General features: G+C 39.9%; 6 protein-coding genes. 4 read left to right on the forward strand and 2 right to left on the reverse strand.

The features are described from left to right. Positions 1–101 precede the first annotated feature (101 nt). Positions 102–14,282, forward strand: a complete 14,181-nt coding sequence (locus G6Z82_RS06575; protein WP_241243742.1) for a MiiA motif-containing surface protein — start codon at positions 102–104, stop codon at positions 14,280–14,282. 291 nt (positions 14,283–14,573) lie between these two features. Then, the gene (locus G6Z82_RS01650; RefSeq protein WP_006732563.1) at positions 14,574–14,783 is read left to right on the forward strand and encodes a beta/alpha barrel domain-containing protein; all 210 of its coding nucleotides are present in this window, start codon (positions 14,574–14,576) and stop codon (positions 14,781–14,783) included. Between the two features lie 269 nt (positions 14,784–15,052). Here G6Z82_RS01650 and G6Z82_RS01655 read toward each other — a convergent pair whose 3' ends face one another. After that, positions 15,053–16,783: a type I restriction endonuclease subunit R, EcoR124 family gene (locus G6Z82_RS01655; protein WP_006738006.1), complete on the reverse strand. Its 1,731-nt coding sequence runs from the start codon at positions 16,781–16,783 to the stop codon at positions 15,053–15,055. A gap of 396 nt (positions 16,784–17,179) precedes the next feature. Beyond that, positions 17,180–18,172, reverse strand: a complete 993-nt coding sequence (locus G6Z82_RS01660; protein WP_006731873.1) for a GMP reductase — start codon at positions 18,170–18,172, stop codon at positions 17,180–17,182. Positions 18,173–18,363: 191 nt separating this feature from the next. Here G6Z82_RS01660 and G6Z82_RS01665 point away from each other — a divergent pair, with 191 nt between their 5' ends. After that, positions 18,364–19,653, forward strand: a complete 1,290-nt coding sequence (locus G6Z82_RS01665; RefSeq protein WP_006738008.1) for an adenylosuccinate synthase — start codon at positions 18,364–18,366, stop codon at positions 19,651–19,653. Between the two features lie 3 nt (positions 19,654–19,656). Beyond that, entirely contained in the window at positions 19,657–20,952 is a 1,296-nt protein-coding gene (gene purB / locus G6Z82_RS01670) for an adenylosuccinate lyase (RefSeq protein ID WP_164785727.1), read from the forward strand. Positions 20,953–20,984: the final 32 nt, after the last annotated feature.

Raw genomic sequence — 20,984 nt, forward strand, 5'->3', positions numbered from 1 at the left:
TAACAAGGTGTATATTAGACAGAGTTACTAAAAATAAATATGTTGCTCTGCCCATTTTTTGTTCATTGACAAACCTATTAATCACCCAGGAGGTTTGATAAATGTTTGGAAAAAACAATAAGAAAATGCGTGATCTGGAACAGCGTGAAAAGGTCACTTATTATGGCATTAGAAAGTTTACAGTAGGTGTTGTATCAGTAGCGATTTCTGCTGCCTTTTTGTTGAGCGGACAAACTAGATATGTGTTAGCGGATGAACAACCAGCTATAGAGTCAAGAAATAACAAGCAGCTTGTTGTTTCTAAGCAAGAGCATGCAGATGATGGGGTGAATTCCAAAGCGAATAACACGCAAAGCGTTAGCAAGCAAGCAACTAATACACAACTGGTCACTGGACAAACAGATAAAATTTCATCTGGAGCACAAGTCAAAAAAGCTGCACCTGTTGCGGAAAAGCATTCAGATAAAACGCAATCAGCAAAGGAGCAAACAGATAGTCTTGCCGATAAAACGAAGGCTAATCAATCTGAAAAGGATGAAAAAGGTAGCACCTCAAAAAGGATGACTGAGGCACAACGAAAAGACTTAACCCAAGCAGTACAATCTCTCAAACAGCAAATTGAAGGTTTGAAAACAGAAGATAAAAAAGCTGTGGAAGAGATTGTTGCGGCCTATATAGGGGCACAGGCTGTTTTAAGTGATGTGAATGTGAATCAAACAGTGGGACATGCAGCACTTGAATCACTTAAACGCACGCAAAGTCTAGCGAAACAACTCGTTACTCTCTCGCACTTTCAATCGCGATCAGCACAGACTGGTGACAAATATGATGTGAGTGACATCTTGAATCGAGCAAGTGAACATTTGCGACAAGAACGCTCTATTGGACAAACGCGAGGAAACAGAGAATATAATGAAAAATTATTAGGTTCTTATACTGAATTGGGCGGTGGAGGATCTGGATACGACTTATATACGCAAATCTTTAGAAATAAGCGTAATGGTTTGTTTGGACAAGACCCTAACTTTGACGGTATGAATATTGCAAATGCCGAAAAAGATGTTTGGGCGAGAGTAACCCCTTTAGAAGATGGATCAGGTTATTTTTGGGAGATTAATTTCAATTTAGGAAGAAATGAACATCAACATCCAAAGTATTTTTTCACTGTGCCTAAAAATCAAAAAATTACTAAAGCCACAGTGGTTTATCGTGAAAATGATGATAAGTATAAAACGTTTGCCGCTAATGGGGAAAATGCACTGAAAACTATTTTTCGAGATGATATTAAACGCATTGAAGATACTCAAGCAGAATTTTCAGATAACTTGAATAAGACCCCAGGTGATGATGGTAATTTTGCTAGTTTAGTCTATCCTGCTAATAACGGAAAATGGGTTGATCAATATGAAATTACTGACCCTAAAATGCATCCTGAGTGGAAAGACCGATTAGATCAAGATGCTAAAAGGCGAGATCAATTAATTAATAAAATCAAAGATAATTCTCAAACCGTATATTTTATTCAACCACATAATGGTAAAAACGGTTATTCAATTCGATTTGAGACCAAAGGACCACTGGAAAGAGATAAGAATACAAGAAAGTATTATTTGGCAGGATTTAGGTCACAAGAGTACAACACCTATAATCTTACTCTACAAATGTACGGACGCTTGGATTCTGATATTTCAGTAATTGAGAAGTACCCACTTCATGTGCGACGTAATGGACGCTTTTATATCAATCAAGGGAAAGCTATAAACTGTGATAATGTGTATCGTCTAAAAGAAAATGGACAAAAGGTTGATTTTTCTTTTTGGGGTGATATTGATAAAGCTAAAAGAGAAGGTAAATATAAACCAGGAGACTTTGGTAAGTTTTCAGATGCCAAGGGTGAAGACTTAATTGATAGTGGCTACATGGTTCTTAATGGCGGAAAAAATGGACAAGATGCACATAGTGATATTGGTAAACTGGATTTAAATCGCTATCTAGCTGGAGAACATTCAGATTCTTGGAAAGACCCTTCTGGTAAAGCGAAGTGGGGAGAAGGAGATTTAACATGGACAGTTTATGATAATAAAGGACATGAACATTTATTATCAGATGCTAATACACCAGGTGTTAATCACTTTCAATTTAAACGGATGCAAACGGTTAATGGCAAAACAGAGACAGAATTATATAACATTATGTTTGTGATCAAGCCTAAAACGCCAAGTTTATCACAAGAAGAACGTGTAGGCAAACGGTTGCCTTTAAAATTGACAAATGCAGCAGGAACTTATAAAAACTTAGTAGCAAGTAATGGAACTAAAGGGGTGCCAATGGTTCTTTATAAGAATGTTAATGGACGTTTTGAGCCGATGCAAGAAGAGTATAAAGAAACCGTAACAGAAACGACTTATAATGATCAGGGAAAACCGACTACTATAAAGAAACAAGTAACTAAGAAACGTGATCTTCAAGTTTTGGCAAATGACAAAGGGGAAGCAGTTTTTAAAAACATTTTGATTGAAGATGGGGCGACTTATGCTGTTAAAACCGTTGTTTATGAAAAGCAGGAATATATTGATCAAGATGGATCAACTAAGCAAAAGGTCGAATCAGATCTTTCTAATGAACATTTAGCTAAAATCTATACTCCTACGCTAGCAGAAACTGAAAAGACAGCAGTCAATGATGCTGTTAATGTACAAAAGAATGATACAGATAACTTATTAACACCAGAAGAAGCTAATGAGATAAAATCTAAGATTATAAAAAATTTAAAAGGTAAATTTGGTAAAGATTACGATAAAGAAGTTGAAAATGTTCAAGTTATTACTAAAAAAGTGGAACGTAATAAAAATGCGTTTCCAGAAGCTTATGATGCTAATAAGCTCTTAGGGAATCAAGATACTGCAGAAGCAGGAGATGCTTTCATTTGGTATAGAGACGGCGGTGTGGTTAAAATTACACGTGATTTAACCATACGCATGAAACCAGCAGAAGTGAAACCTTTAGAAGGAAATAGTGTGCAAGCTGGTGCAACAAAAATTAAATTGGCCAATTTTGCCACAGGAGCTGAAGGCATTACCTTATTTGGAAAAGACTTTAAACAAAGTCAGCTGAAATTAAAAAATGGAAAGTGGACCATTGATCCAGCTAATAATAATGCGGGTATTCAATCTGTTGATAAAAATGCGGATGGAACATTAACCGTAACTTTTAATGAATCGCTAGACCAAGGTACAATGATCACTACTCAAGTGACAGATGGCAACGATGATAAAAAACCTTTCCGTTCAGAAGTGAAACAAGCAACAGTCGTGGCTAGAACAGATAAAGCAATTTATCCTACACAAGTGACAGCTGGAGTTAGCCAATGGAATAAAGATACCCAGAAATTAACCGATGCGGCAAAAAAGAAAGTTATCGCAGACCTTGAACAAAAGATTACAGGACTTAATGGAGATGTTAAAGTCACTATAAACGACCAATTAATATCTCTTGGAGATACTCATTTTATTTCTGTAAATGCTACCTATCCAGATGGCAATAAAGACTCTCGTTCTGTGCAATTAATTCTCACTGATGATGTGCCTGCTAAGGTGACAATGAAGGCAACCGATAACAAGGTGACTGTTCAAAATCAAGTCATTACTGTTCAAGCAAACCAAGCTTTCAGTTTTCAAGCAAGTGCAGTGGATGAACATAGTCATATTGTTCACGACGTACGAATAGAAAACCGCCCTAGTTGGTTGAATAGTAATGAAGGAACTGTTCAAAGCGACTATAATAAAGCAACCAATAAAAAACGTAATACGAAGGGTTCAGATAAAGTGCCTTACGTGGTAACCTTGTCAGGAACAGCTCCGATGAAGCCTGGTACGCATGTATTTACTGTGAAGACATGGGATGGTGCAAATCCAGAAAACAGTGGCAGTCAGCAGGTAACGTTAAAGGTAGAGGCACGTCCTTTAACAGGAGCAACGCAAACCGTAGAAGTTAATGACACTAATGCATTAAGCAAACTGACGCCTGAATCCTTTGTGCCTCAAAATGTGAAGACTGGTTTGGGAAATGGGGTCACCTACACTTGGAATAATGGAAAAGCACCTACCAACGCTACCATCAATACAACAGGACAGACAGTAGAAATCCAGGCTACTTTTGCAGATCATAGTCCTTCTACTACTATTCAAGGTAAATTGATCGTTCAAGATACAAAACTCGCTCAACTCGATGTGGTTGCGGAAAAAGGAGCCAAGGTGGAGCATGGGACAGCTGTTCAGACAGTCGCTACTAATGTACAAAATTTCCCAGGGAATCCCCCTACTTTGACAACCTATGTGAATGAACCAATGATTGTTCACGTTAAAGTTAAGGATAATTCTAATAAAATTACGGATGCTAAATTAAATGGAAATAGCAGTTTTGTGCAATCTGATGATCGTGAGTATCAAAAAAATAATCGAGCAAAAAAGGGAAGTGCTAAGGATCCGTATACGATTACATTTACAGGAACTCCAACCACCAAGGGAACGAAGAATACTCGAATAGATACTTGGGATGGGGCTAATACGCAGGGCTGGGTTCCTCTTAATATTGTTACAAAAGAACAAGCTGCACAATTCGATGGTCAAGCAGTGAGTGGGGACACCCAACGGGTAGAAGTGAATGCCTCTACTGCTGATCTTAAACCTGAAAACTTTGTGTCAGCTGCTACAAAAGCTCTGTATAAAAAAGCAACAGGTGGGGTCACTTATACCTTTACGCAAGGAAAGCTAACAAATAATACGGTGACGAGTGGACAGGGACAAGATGTGTCGATTACCGCAACCTTTAGTGATCATTCTACGCGAACGATTACGGGAAAATTAGTGGTATTTGACCAAACTAATCCAACTGCTGACATTACAGTGTCTTCAACTGCTCCAGGACAAGCACCACGCATTGAAGATAAAAATGGCGTTAAAGAAGTCCATGTGTATGGAACTGAGGACTTTACGATTAAGGTTCAAGCACATGATAACTCTGGTAAAGTAGCAGAGATTGCTCTTGTTCAAAATGGAAAACCTGGAAGCTATCCGTTCCCTCTGACTTCACAGACTAGTGGAGTGGGATCAAGTGCACAGCCTAAAGTGCTCACTTTAACAGGTGCAACAGGTAAGAATACGAATAATCAATCAGATTCCACACAATTAAGTGAAGGAGCACAGTGGAATAATCGGGCTATTCAAGTAAAGGATGGATCCAATCATACTACAATTATTAATTTGCGGGTGATCAATCATCAGCAGACTACTAAGTATGACCCACAAGAACAAGCTGTCACTGTGAAAGCATCTACTAAGGCCTTGCCAGAAGCGAAGAGTGCCATCAGTAATGTGAAGTCATTGCCAAATGGAACACAGTATACATGGATGAACGAATCGCCTGTGACCCAGTCTGGTAAACGGCAAGTGAAGGTGACTTATCCAGATGGATCAAGCGATACGGTTGATGTTACCGTTACTTATCAAGATGATGTCGCACCAACTATTACTTTTCCTACCTCGCATACTTATGAGGGCGTTGCAGTCACTCATTTCTATCGTGGGGAGCCAGTTGATATTACGATTCATGCCACAGATGCAGACAGCAATATGAAAAAACTGTGGCTAAGTAATGGAGATATGCATCGGACTGAACGACAGATTGGAGAAGATATCAAGGGATTGAATGTTCAATCTCAATTGAATGGCAAAAATGCCAGCTATCACATTACAGGAACAGTCCCAACTGATTTTGCTGACCGCTATACAGTAGGCAATAATCAAGCAGTTGGAGCTAAGAAATTCACGCGTTTATTTAATGCGGAAGATCAAAATGGCAATCAGTCAGTAATTGATAACAGTACCAAGTTTATGTATATTGTTCATGAACGGGCTGAAAAATATAAAGCTAGCTACGGGCAATTGCCAATTACAGTAGGCACCAAGTCAGCTAGTCAGTCCTCCATTGAGTTCAAAGATATTAGCAAAGGACGTTTGTTTGCAGGGGAAGTTGCGAATTCTTCATATAAAGCAGTTGAAAAAACAGTCGACAAACCAAATGGTACAACGTTTACTTTAATGAATCCTGTAGATGGAGTTCAAATTGACTCAAAGACTGGTAAGTTGACTTTACAAGGGCAAGCCAAACAAGTGGGTCAAACGATTCCGATTAAGGTGAAGGTAACCTATTCTGATAAGTCGTTTGATATTGTTGATGTGTCAATGAAGATACGAGATGATATTCCTGCAGATGTACAATATGAAGCAGGTAAAGGTAGTCAAGTGAATGGTACAACAGTGACTGTTTATGCAAATGAAGCTTTTGAATTTAAGGCTAATGTGACAGATAACACAGGAATTGTTTATGATGCTGAATATAATGGAGATAATTTATCTTGGCTAAACAATGATAAACAAACTTATCAAGCTAAGTACAAACAAGATACAGGTGGAAAGCGAAATACGTTAGGTTCTAAAGAACATCCCTATGTGTTAACTTTTACAGGTACAGCACCAAATGTTAAAAACACAACGCATCAAGGAAAAATAAGAACTTGGGACTATCAAGATGCTAATTCTGGTGCAGAATCAGGATTTACTTTAGTTGTTAAATCACAAAGTGAAAATTATACAGATCATAGTGATCTCAAGTCAAAATTACAAGGCACTAGCCAAGATGTTGAAGTTAACAACGAACATCCTGTGCAACCTAATGCAGAGCAGTCAGTATCACAAACTACTAAAGAAATGTTGAAAGATAAGGGCGTAACTTACAGTTGGAAAACTAACCATGTACCAGATACGCGAACAGTGGGAGAAAAAACTGGAATTGTAGTAGTTACTTTTAAAGATGGATCAACTTTAGACATTTCTAATGCAAAAGTAAATGTAAAAGACACTGTAAAACCTGTAATCACTGGGTGGAGTATTAGTTCTGATTGGAAAGGCGACCAACCAAAAATTGAGGACAAAAATGGTGTTAAGGAAATTCATGTTTATGGGACTGAAAAATTCACGTTAACAGTTAGAGCGACAGATAATTCGGGTATTGTCCAATCAATTGATGTTGTGCATAATGGAAAAGCAGTAACATTAGGATTTACCACTAAGGATACGTTAACTGGTACGGGAACTACGGCAAATCCTAAACAACTGACTATGATCGGAGCAACTGGACCAAATATTAAAGATAAAGATGGCTACAGTAATCGTACCTTTAAAGTAACTGATGCAGCTGGAAACTCAGTTGAACAACAATTTAAGATAGTAGTGCATCAACAAACAACTAAATATGAAGCTACAGTTGCTGCAGGTGCTATCGAAAAAGATTATGGTGCAACTTTAACGGAAGAGGAAATTAAGGCTAAGGTATCAGTGCCTCAATATTCTCAAGGAAAGCCAGCCTATCAAGTTAGTCTTGCTGGTAAGCTACCAAGCACCACTTCCGCTGGTAATCATCAAGTTGATGTAAAAGTTACTTATCCAGATGGGTCAACTGATATCGTACAAGTACCAGTAAGCATAAAAGCACAACCTCAAAAAGATGCTTATGAACTGACCTATGCTCCCGAACAAGTGGAACCAGGGAAGTCATTGACAACGCAAGTGCCAACATTGAAAAAAGGAAATGAAACAATTGTAAGTAAGACAGGAATTGTAACAAGCTATTCAATTGCAGAAGATCTCAAAACAAAAGGATATTCAGTAACGAATGAAGGACGATTAACAATTCCAGCGAGTGAAAGTGCAACTAAAGTGGGACAAAAGCTGGCTATTGCTGTACAAGTTACCTATCATGATGGCACAACAGAAAAAACGATTGCTCAAGTAAGTGTAACGTCACCAAATAAGATTGATCGAACGAATGATAAGAATGCACCTATTCCAAGTGGGTATCTAAGAGTTACGCTACAAGCCGGAGAAGGAACTATCTATCAAGGGGACGCACAAGCAAAAACATATGATGTGAAAGTCAATACAGCACTAGAATCCGCAGATTATCCTCAGGTAAAGTCACAAGATAATTACCGACCATATCAATGGAGTGTTGCCGCAGGCACAGTGATTACGGAAACAATGGATCCAGATAAAAATAATCAAGTAACGATTGAATCTAAAGCAACACTGAAGACAGCAGTAACAATTGAGCCAAGATATGGAACAGAAAAAGGAACAATTGGAGAAACGATAATAATAGGCTCTCCAACCTTCTATAAAGAGAACAATGGACAAGTTACGACAGATGTAGCTCAAGGTTTAGATCGACGTATGCAGTATACATTGGATAAAGCCAATGACCATGTCACAATAGATGCATCGACAGGGGTAATCCACTATACGCCAATAGCAAGCGAGTTGAACGGAAAAGATGAAGAAACAGTGACAATACCAGTGACAGTCACATATGATGATCGTTCTATAGATAAGGTTAACGTGACTGTGACGATCAAACGTGCAACGAGTGCGGAACCAACGCCAGTCGCTCCACATACGCAAAGTAAGGAAATTACTGGTACAGGAGAGAAAGGTGCAAAGATCAGCGTAGCCTTCCCAGGCGGTAAGACGGCCACTGGCCAAGTCGATGAACATGGCAAGTTTAAGGTCGGCGTCCCAACAGGCGTGAGCCTAACGAAAGATCAAGAGATCACAGTGACGCAAACGGAAACGAACAAGAAACCGACGAGCAAGACGGTTAAAGTTGTGCCAAGTCAAGCGGATGGGTTGAAGAAGCCAACCGAAAAGGTATGGGTAGACAACGATAAAAAGTTGAGCCCATCAGAGCAGAAGAGTGTCAAAGATAAAGTTGAAGAACTCAACAAGAAAGACAATCAGAAACCAACCGTAACCGTAGGAGACAACGGTGAAACCACAGTGGTCTTCCCAGATGGCAGTCAAGCAACGATTCCAGGGAATGAACTGGTTCAAGAAAAAGGGCAAAGTGCGGAACCAACGCCAGTCGCTCCACATACGCAAAGTAAGGAAATTACTGGTACAGGAGAGAAAGGTGCAAAGATCAGCGTAGCCTTCCCAGGCGGTAAGACGGCCACTGGCCAAGTCGATGAACATGGCAAGTTTAAGGTCGGCGTCCCAACAGGCGTGAGCCTAACGAAAGATCAAGAGATCACAGTGACGCAAACGGAAACGAACAAGAAACCGACGAGCAAGACGGTTAAAGTTGTGCCAAGTCAAGCGGATGGGTTGAAGAAGCCAACCGAAAAGGTATGGGTAGACAACGATAAAAAGTTGAGCCCATCAGAGCAGAAGAGTGTCAAAGATAAAGTTGAAGAACTCAACAAGAAAGACAATCAGAAACCAACCGTAACCGTAGGAGACAACGGTGAAACCACAGTGGTCTTCCCAGATGGCAGTCAAGCAACGATTCCAGGGAATGAACTGGTTCAAGAAAAAGGGCAAAGTGCGGAACCAACGCCAGTCGCTCCACATACGCAAAGTAAGGAAATTACTGGTACAGGAGAGAAAGGTGCAAAGATCAGCGTAGCCTTCCCAGGCGGTAAGACGGCCACTGGCCAAGTCGATGAACATGGCAAGTTTAAGGTCGGCGTCCCAACAGGCGTGAGCCTAACGAAAGATCAAGAGATCACAGTGACGCAAACGGAAACGAACAAGAAACCGACGAGCAAGACGGTTAAAGTTGTGCCAAGTCAAGCGGATGGGTTGAAGAAGCCAACCGAAAAGGTATGGGTAGACAACGATAAAAAGTTGAGCCCATCAGAGCAGAAGAGTGTCAAAGATAAAGTTGAAGAACTCAACAAGAAAGACAATCAGAAACCAACCGTAACCGTAGGAGACAACGGTGAAACCACAGTGGTCTTCCCAGATGGCAGTCAAGCAACGATTCCAGGGAATGAACTGGTTCAAGAAAAAGGGCAAAGTGCGGAACCAACGCCAGTCGCTCCACATACGCAAAGTAAGGAAATTACTGGTACAGGAGAGAAAGGTGCAAAGATCAGCGTAGCCTTCCCAGGCGGTAAGACGGCCACTGGCCAAGTCGATGAACATGGCAAGTTTAAGGTCGGCGTCCCAACAGGCGTGAGCCTAACGAAAGATCAAGAGATCACAGTGACGCAAACGGAAACGAACAAGAAACCGACGAGCAAGACGGTTAAAGTTGTGCCAAGTCAAGCGGATGGGTTGAAGAAGCCAACCGAAAAGGTATGGGTAGACAACGATAAAAAGTTGAGCCCATCAGAGCAGAAGAGTGTCAAAGATAAAGTTGAAGAACTCAACAAGAAAGACAATCAGAAACCAACCGTAACCGTAGGAGACAACGGTGAAACCACAGTGGTCTTCCCAGATGGCAGTCAAGCAACGATTCCAGGGAATGAACTGGTTCAAGAAAAAGGGCAAAGTGCGGAACCAACGCCAGTCGCTCCACATACGCAAAGTAAGGAAATTACTGGTACAGGAGAGAAAGGTGCAAAGATCAGCGTAGCCTTCCCAGGCGGTAAGACGGCCACTGGCCAAGTCGATGAACATGGCAAGTTTAAGGTCGGCGTCCCAACAGGCGTGAGCCTAACGAAAGATCAAGAGATCACAGTGACGCAAACGGAAACGAACAAGAAACCGACGAGCAAGACGGTTAAAGTTGTGCCAAGTCAAGCGGATGGGTTGAAGAAGCCAACCGAAAAGGTATGGGTAGACAACGATAAAAAGTTGAGCCCATCAGAGCAGAAGAGTGTCAAAGATAAAGTTGAAGAACTCAACAAGAAAGACAATCAGAAACCAACCGTAACCGTAGGAGACAACGGTGAAACCACAGTGGTCTTCCCAGATGGCAGTCAAGCAACGATTCCAGGGAATGAACTGGTTCAAGAAAAAGGGCAAAGTGCGGAACCAACGCCAGTCGCTCCACATACGCAAAGTAAGGAAATTACTGGTACAGGAGAGAAAGGTGCAAAGATCAGCGTAGCCTTCCCAGGCGGTAAGACGGCCACTGGCCAAGTCGATGAACATGGCAAGTTTAAGGTCGGCGTCCCAACAGGCGTGAGCCTAACGAAAGATCAAGAGATCACAGTGACGCAAACGGAAACGAACAAGAAACCGACGAGCAAGACGGTTAAAGTTGTGCCAAGTCAAGCGGATGGGTTGAAGAAGCCAACCGAAAAGGTATGGGTAGACAACGATAAAAAGTTGAGCCCATCAGAGCAGAAGAGTGTCAAAGATAAAGTTGAAGAACTCAACAAGAAAGACAATCAGAAACCAACCGTAACCGTAGGAGACAACGGTGAAACCACAGTGGTCTTCCCAGATGGCAGTCAAGCAACGATTCCAGGGAATGAACTGGTTCAAGAAAAAGGGCAAAGTGCGGAACCAACGCCAGTCGCTCCACATACGCAAAGTAAGGAAATTACTGGTACAGGAGAGAAAGGTGCAAAGATCAGCGTAGCCTTCCCAGGCGGTAAGACGGCCACTGGCCAAGTCGATGAACATGGCAAGTTTAAGGTCGGCGTCCCAACAGGCGTGAGCCTAACGAAAGATCAAGAGATCACAGTGACGCAAACGGAAACGAACAAGAAACCGACGAGCAAGACGGTTAAAGTTGTGCCAAGTCAAGCGGATGGGTTGAAGAAGCCAACCGAAAAGGTATGGGTAGACAACGATAAAAAGTTGAGCCCATCAGAGCAGAAGAGTGTCAAAGATAAAGTTGAAGAACTCAACAAGAAAGACAATCAGAAACCAACCGTAACCGTAGGAGACAACGGTGAAACCACAGTGGTCTTCCCAGATGGCAGTCAAGCAACGATTCCAGGGAATGAACTGGTTCAAGAAAAAGGGCAAAGTGCGGAACCAACGCCAGTCGCTCCACATACGCAAAGTAAGGAAATTACTGGTACAGGAGAGAAAGGTGCAAAGATCAGCGTAGCCTTCCCAGGCGGTAAGACGGCCACTGGCCAAGTCGATGAACATGGCAAGTTTAAGGTCGGCGTCCCAACAGGCGTGAGCCTAACGAAAGATCAAGAGATCACAGTGACGCAAACGGAAACGAACAAGAAACCGACGAGCAAGACGGTTAAAGTTGTGCCAAGTCAAGCGGATGGGTTGAAGAAGCCAACCGAAAAGGTATGGGTAGACAACGATAAAAAGTTGAGCCCATCAGAGCAGAAGAGTGTCAAAGATAAAGTTGAAGAACTCAACAAGAAAGACAATCAGAAACCAACCGTAACCGTAGGAGACAACGGTGAAACCACAGTGGTCTTCCCAGATGGCAGTCAAGCAACGATTCCAGGGAATGAACTGGTTCAAGAAAAAGGGCAAAGTGCGGAACCAACGCCAGTCGCTCCACATACGCAAAGTAAGGAAATTACTGGTACAGGAGAGAAAGGTGCAAAGATCAGCGTAGCCTTCCCAGGCGGTAAGACGGCCACTGGCCAAGTCGATGAACATGGCAAGTTTAAGGTCGGCGTCCCAACAGGCGTGAGCCTAACGAAAGATCAAGAGATCACAGTGACGCAAACGGAAACGAACAAGAAACCGACGAGCAAGACGGTTAAAGTTGTGCCAAGTCAAGCGGATGGGTTGAAGAAGCCAACCGAAAAGGTATGGGTAGACAACGATAAAAAGTTGAGCCCATCAGAGCAGAAGAGTGTCAAAGATAAAGTTGAAGAACTCAACAAGAAAGACAATCAGAAACCAACCGTAACCGTAGGAGACAACGGTGAAACCACAGTGGTCTTCCCAGATGGCAGTCAAGCAACGATTCCAGGGAATGAACTGGTTCAAGAAAAAGGGCAAAGTGCGGAACCAACGCCAGTCGCTCCACATACGCAAAGTAAGGAAATTACTGGTACAGGAGAGAAAGGTGCAAAGATCAGCGTAGCCTTCCCAGGCGGTAAGACGGCCACTGGCCAAGTCGATGAACATGGCAAGTTTAAGGTCGGCGTCCCAACAGGCGTGAGCCTAACGAAAGATCAAGAGATCACAGTGACGCAAACGGAAACGAACAAGAAACCGACGAGCAAGACGGTTAAAGTTGTGCCAAGTCAAGCGGATGGGTTGAAGAAGCCAACCGAAAAGGTATGGGTAGACAACGATAAAAAGTTGAGCCCATCAGAGCAGAAGAGTGTCAAAGATAAAGTTGAAGAACTCAACAAGAAAGACAATCAGAAACCAACCGTAACCGTAGGAGACAACGGTGAAACCACAGTGGTCTTCCCAGATGGCAGTCAAGCAACGATTCCAGGGAATGAACTGGTTCAAGAAAAAGGGCAAAGTGCGGAACCAACGCCAGTCGCTCCACATACGCAAAGTAAGGAAATTACTGGTACAGGAGAGAAAGGTGCAAAGATCAGCGTAGCCTTCCCAGGCGGTAAGACGGCCACTGGCCAAGTCGATGAACATGGCAAGTTTAAGGTCGGCGTCCCAACAGGCGTGAGCCTAACGAAAGATCAAGAGATCACAGTGACGCAAACGGAAACGAACAAGAAACCGACGAGCAAGACGGTTAAAGTTGTGCCAAGTCAAGCGGATGGGTTGAAGAAGCCAACCGAAAAGGTATGGGTAGACAACGATAAAAAGTTGAGCCCATCAGAGCAGAAGAGTGTCAAAGATAAAGTTGAAGAACTCAACAAGAAAGACAATCAGAAACCAACCGTAACCGTAGGAGACAACGGTGAAACCACAGTGGTCTTCCCAGATGGCAGTCAAGCAACGATTCCAGGGAATGAACTGGTTCAAGAAAAAGGGCAAAGTGCGGAACCAACGCCAGTCGCTCCACATACGCAAAGTAAGGAAATTACTGGTACAGGAGAGAAAGGTGCAAAGATCAGCGTAGCCTTCCCAGGCGGTAAGACGGCCACTGGCCAAGTCGATGAACATGGCAAGTTTAAGGTCGGCGTCCCAACAGGCGTGAGCCTAACGAAAGATCAAGAGATCACAGTGACGCAAACGGAAACGAACAAGAAACCGACGAGCAAGACGGTTAAAGTTGTTGGTGTTATCTATCGACATGGTGATCCATTAGTCAATGAAAAACCAATGTTTAATTATCAAACGGAAAATCCTGACTATACAGTACCAAATGGAGAAGACCCACTCGGTATTCACCAAACAAGTCAACAAAAACAAACCACTGACAATCTATCTCAATTAGAAGCTAACCAGAGGGTAAAAGCTGCTTCAAGGAAGAAAGTCCTACCAAATACTGGGAGTCATTCGAGCCAGACATGGGGAGGATGGATTCTCACGCTTGGTGGACTCATCACCTTACTCGCTGGCAAAAAACGCAAGAAGGAAGATGAATAGATTTATCAGATCTTGTTTAATGACAAAATGAAAACCAAAGCCCCGCTGAGTATATTCAGCGGGGCTTGGCTTTTTGTTGTAAACAGAGCGAATGAACCACCAGTTAAAAATAATTGAGCCCGCAAAACGGTCAAATAAGAAAATTGAAATCACTCAAAAAGACTAGCCTATCTGACTTTCCTGTTTTCAGAAAATTTTGCTGAATGTTTCTACTTTTTTAGATTGTTACTTAATTTCGTCGATGACTTACTATAAAATAAAAAATATGAAGTAGAGGTAGAGACTCTTGAAATGGTTAAAGAAGCTATACATGGCCAAGCAGATATTATTATGTTGGATAATATGTCGCATGAGGCTATGGCAGAAGCTTTAAAATGGATTGATGGACGGGCGATTGTTGAAGCATCGGGCAATTTTACGTTAGATAATATTAGTGAACATAAAGATTTACCGTTTGATTATATTTCTAGTGGGGAAATTACTCATTCTGGAGATGTTTAGATTTATCAATGAAACATTTACAGGTTATATAAATAAATGAGAATAGTGAGCATATCAGGCTTTAGTTATGTAGAAAGTCTGAAGGAAAAGGGCGAAGAAAAAACTTCGCCCTTTTTTAATGTAAAGGATAGTAAAAACAAAAACTGCATAAAAAGGAGTTTTCAGTAAGGGGGGTAAAAGAAAACTGGCTGAAAGCCTTTAAGCGGGAACGTAAGAAATAACGACCATACAAGAGTATAAATGCTCCTATATGGTCGTTTTCTTATCATTTACTCAGCATCTTTCTTTGTCACATGAGTTGCTGAATCTTCTGCAACCATAAGAACAGACTGTTGAGCCATCGCATTGGCATAATTAAAAAACTTTGGCTTTTCAGTAGTGAATGAACCTCCAACCCCGAAGAACTTCTCAAAGAATAATTTCAGTTTGTCGATGACACCTTGTTTCTTAACGGCTCTGTTTCTGCCACCGAAACGAGATACAGGAGGCATAAGCTTATCAATATCCGTTCCGGCAGTCTTAATTTCACCGTCACGGAATGCATTCTCAAGGAATTTTCTTGTTTCAGGTTCTTTCAGCTTTTCTTCTTTGATAATCTGAACAAGTTCCTCTTCACGCTTTTCAGCTACATAATCATGCCATTCTTTCATAACATCTTCGACATCATTTATTCCTGCAATAAAGTTTTCAATGAGTTCTTTCTTACTACGAAGCTCTGGACTGGCATCAATAGCCTTAGTGATGGTAATAAGCATTTCATTATCCTCGCAATGTGTATCGTGATATTTCTTAACGAGCATAAGGATATAGTCAATATTGATTTCTATCTGCTTGATGAGTTCTACCTCAAAGACGATATCATCGATGATGTCTGTGCTTTCACCTTGCTCACGTTTGCGTTTCCATTCGTCATGAAGATCTTGGTATCTGCTAAGATAATCTCGCATATCATACTCTGTAATAAGTTCTTTTCCTACAAATTCATCAAATGAAGATAACAGATTACGCATCCTAAGAATTGCACCAAACAGAGAAATAAAGTCTTTCTGATTCTGTTCTCCAACAATCTGTGGTTCTGACAGTGGAAACTTTTCTTCGAGTTCTTCCATCATATCTGCATAACCAGGCATCTGCTTTCCATCAATACCTTCATAGCCATAGTAGTAATCTTTAAAGCCCTTCATCAGGACAATACCACCTGCATTTTTATCACCAAAAAGTGAAATAGCAGTATCAACACGTTTCTGAAGATTTCTAAAGCAGACAATGTTACCAAATGTCTTAATCGAGTTAAGGATTCGGTTTGTTCTTGAAAATGCTTGAATGAGTCCGTGCATCTTAAGATTTTTATCTACCCACAGTGTGTTTAGCGTGGTAGCATCAAAGCCTGTAAGGAACATATTTACAACTATTAGTAAATCAAGTTCCTTGTTCTTCATACGAAGGGAAACGTCTTTATAATAGTTCTGGAATTTGTCGCTATCTGTAGAGTAGTTAGTATGGAACATTTCATTGTAATCTTTGATAGCAGCCTCAAGGAAATCCCTTGAAGACTGGTCAAGTGCAGATGTATCTTCTGAATTTTCCTCATCAAGAATACCGCTTGAGCCTTCATCATATTCAGCTTCGTTTGCACCATAGCTATAGATAGTAGCAATACGGAGTTTTTTGGTAGGGTCAGTCTCCATCTGTTTCTTGAATTCCTGATAATACAATTTTGCCATCGGAACAGAGGCAACGGCAAAGATAGAGTTAAATCCACTTACTCGTTGTTTCTGCTTGATTTCTTCTACCGCACCATTCTTGCCGGAAGCAACTTGCGAAATGTTTGTAAGGGTGTTATAGATATAAGCCTTATCACCACGATAGGTCTTCTGGTCAAAATGTTCAAGGATATATTTTGTTACAAGCTTGATTCTTTGCGGAGCCATCATTGCCTTTTCACGATTGATATCCCAGACCATCTCGTCATCTATATCTTCATCCTTTGTATCAACCATTCTTCTTCCTCCAACTTTATCATTCAGATATTTATCTTCTATATTGCTATAATCGATATAATGTTCTTTGAAAATCTTCCTGTATAAAAAAAACAGTGTGTTCTTATTTGCTTTATTTCTTCTGAAAATATCATTGCATTTCCTTTATAGATTTCCAAAATATAGCAAAAATATAGCATAAATTGATAAATTTTTCTACCATCCAGTCATAGAGGCAGCTTTTCAAAGATACATACGAAGCAATTATTAACGAGGATATTATAAAACAAATCTGTGATGGAAAATCATTTAGGAAGTATATAATTTTAAGTAACGTAAAAACGGCATAGCCGATGGTTACGACGATGCCGAATTTTTACAAGATTGTAAATCTTTTATTGAGTTGTGATCTCTTTTTTATTTGTCACCATTCATAATTGATGACTTCACAATTACATAATCAACTACACGGATGGAATGGAGATCCTTACCTCCAGCGTAGGAAATAGCAGATTGCAAATCTTCTTGCATTTCTTTAAGAGTGTCTTTAATTGAACCACGATATGGAACAAGTAATTGTTTTCCTTCAACATTGTTATAGGCACCTTTTTGTACTGCAGATGCTGAACCCCAATATTGTTTATATGTTTTATTATCAATAGTAATAATATTACCAGGTGATTCGAGATGACCTGCAAATAAGGAACCAATCATTACCATTGATGCTCCAAAACGAACTGACTTAGCAATATCACCATTGTGTCTAATTCCACCGTCAGCAATTAATGGCTTTCTGGCAGCTTTTGAACACATTCTTAAGGCTGCTAATTGCCATCCTCCTGTGCCAAAGCCGGTTTTTAATTTCGTAATGCATGCACGACCTGGTCCAATACCAACTTTAGTTGCATCAGCACCTGCATTTTCTAATTCTCGAACTGCTTCAGGAGTAGCAATATTACCTGCAGTTAGGAAAGATTCAGGTAATTTTTCTTTGATATATTTAATCATCTTGATCACATAGTCAGAGTGTCCGTGTGCTACGTCTATTGTGATATATTCTGGAACTAATTTTTCATTAGCTAGTTGATCAATAAATTTATATTCTTCATCTTTAATACCAACAGAAATTGAAGCAAAGAGACCCTTATCATGCATCATTTTGATAAAATCAGCTCTTTTTTCTGGTTGGAAACGATGCATTACATAGTAATAGTCATTTTCAGCAAGCCACACAGCTAAAGGTTCATTAATAACACTCTCCATATTGGCTGGTACCACTGGTAGTTTAAAAGTTCGCTTTCCGAATTTTATAGAGGTATCTGCCTCTTTTCTACTTTTGATGATACATTTATTAGGAACTAATTGGATATCATCATAATCAAAAGCTTCCATACTAAAATAATTACTCAATCTGATTACCTCGCTATATTTTTTATCACAAGAGCTAATATACGTATATTTACTCAAAAAGTCAACAATTATATGAACAATATTGAAAAATATATTAATAAACGTTCGGCAAAGTAGATTGACTAATGGTATATATACTGTTACACTTGATTCTGGTTTGTGATTTAATATATTTTATGAGGTGAAATTAAATGACAGTAGTTGCAGTTGTAGGCAGTCAATGGGGAGACGAAGGTAAAGGTAAGATGACTGACTATTTAAGTCAATCAGCTGATATGACAGTTCGTTCTAACGGTGGTAACAATGCAGGACACACCATTGCTTTTGGCGGTAAAACTTTTAAGATGCGTTTAATACCTTCTGGTATTTTTGAAGCAAAAAAAGAAACGGTTATTGGTAATGGAGTAGTAATTAATCCAGAAGTTTTATTGGATGAAATAAAATATCTTGAAGATAATGGTATCAACACGGATAAATTAGCAATTTCCAATCGTGCACATATTGTTATGCCATATGATATTTTACAAGATGTTTACCAAGAAGAAGCTAAAGGAGCTAACAAAGTTGGTACTACTAAAAATGGTATTGGACCTACATATATGGACAAAGCTTCCAGAATTGGAATTAGAATGTGTGACTTACTCGAAAAGGATACATTCGAAGAAAAATTACGCTTTAATTTGAATGAAAAAAATGCATTATTTGTCAATGTATATGGTAAAGAAGCTCTAAAATTTGAAGATATTTTTGAAAAATATTGGAAATTTGGACAAGAACTTAAAAAGTATGTGACTGATACTTCTGTTATTGTTAATGATGCTATCGACAATGATGATAAAGTGCTATTTGAAGGTGCACAAGGTGTTATGCTTGATATTGATCAAGGAACATATCCATTTGTTACATCATCAAGTACAGTTACAGGTGGAATAGCTACTGGTATTGGTATTGGACCTTCTAAAGTTGATACTGTTATTGGTATTTGTAAGGCATACACTACTCGTGTTGGTGCAGGTCCTTTCCCTACAGAATTGTTAGATGAGACTGGTAATTATATTCGTGAAACTGGTCATGAATATGGTACAGTTACTGGACGTCCTCGTCGTGTAGGTTGGTTCGATTCTGTTGCGTTGCGTCATTCTAAACGTGTAGCAGGTATTGATGCATTAAGTTTAAACTTATTGGATGTCTTTTCTGGTTTAAAGACTGTAAAAATAGCAGTAGCTTATGAATTAGATGGTCAAAAAATAGATTATTATCCTGCTAGTTTGAAAGAACTCGAAAGATGTAAACCAATTTATGAAGAATTACCTGGTTGGAATGAAGATATTACTAAGGTAACTAAATTAGAAGATTTGCCAGAAAATGCTCGTCATTTCTTGTCACGCGTCAGTGAATTAGTTGGTGTACCTTTAGTGACTGTTTCTGTAGGTCCTGATCGTGAACAAACTATTGTTTTAAAGAATCCATGGGAAATGTAAATAATGCTGGATAGATACACTCGCCCAGAAATGGGCAAAATTTGGACAGATGAAAATCGTTATGCTGCTTGGCTAAAAGTTGAAATTGCTGCAACTAATGCATGGAGTGAACTAGGCGAGGTTCCAGTTGCAGATGCACAAAAGATTGCTAAAAAAGCTAGTTTTACCGCTGAACGTGTAGCTGAAATTGAGGCAATTACGCATCATGATGTAGTTGCCTTTACTAGAGCTGTTTCAGAAAGCTTAGGCGAAGAGAGAAAATGGGTGCATTTTGGACTTACTTCCACAGATGTTGTAGATACAGCACAAGGCGTGTTACTTAAAGAAGCAAATGATATTTTGCGTTCTGATTTAGCTCATCTTAAAAATACAATTGCCAAAAAAGCACTTAAATATAAAGATACTGTCATGATGGGAAGAACTCATGGTGTCCATGCAGAGCCAACCACTTTTGGCTTAAAATTAGGACGCTGGTATGCAGAAATTATACGTGATATTGATCGTTTTGAACATGCAGCAGCTGGAGTAGAATCAGGTAAAATTTCTGGAGCAGTTGGTACTTTTGCTAATGTGCCACCCGAGGTAGAAACAAGTGTTTTACATCAATTAAGTCTTAACCAACAACCGATTACTAGTCAAGTTTTACCACGAGACTTACATGCAGAATATTTGGCAATGTTGGCTTTAATTGCTACTAGTATTGAAAATTGGGCTACGGAAATTAGATCTTTACAGAGATCTGAAATACATGAAGTAGAAGAGCATTTTAGAGCAGGACAAAAGGGTTCCTCAGCAATGCCTCATAAGCGTAATCCGATTGGATCAGAAAATTTATGTGGTATGGCACGTGTAATTAGAGGACACATGCTAACAGCATACGAAAATGTTTCTTTATGGCATGAACGTGATATTTCACATTCTTCAGCTGAAAGAATAATTTTACCTGATACAACTATTGCAATTGATTATATGTTGAATAGATTTGATAAAATTTTGGAGAATTTGGATGTTTTCCCCGAAACCATGTTGAAAAATATGGATAGAACATATGGATTAATCTATTCTCAGCGACTACTATTAAAGCTGATTGATGAAGCAGGACTATCACGTGAAAAGGCATATGATATGGTTCAAAAGTTAACAGCTAGATCATGGAATGAGCAAATTCAATTTAGACAATTAGTTGATGAAAGTGAAATAACTAAATATCTTTCTAAATCAGATATTGATGATGCTTTTGATTATCATTATCATTTAAAGCATGTTGATGATATTTTTAAAAAATTAGGCATACTGTAGTTATTTGATGATATGGATATTTTTAATGAAAT

The organism is Lactobacillus iners (assembly GCF_011058775.1).
Taxonomy (GTDB): domain Bacteria; phylum Bacillota; class Bacilli; order Lactobacillales; family Lactobacillaceae; genus Lactobacillus; species Lactobacillus iners.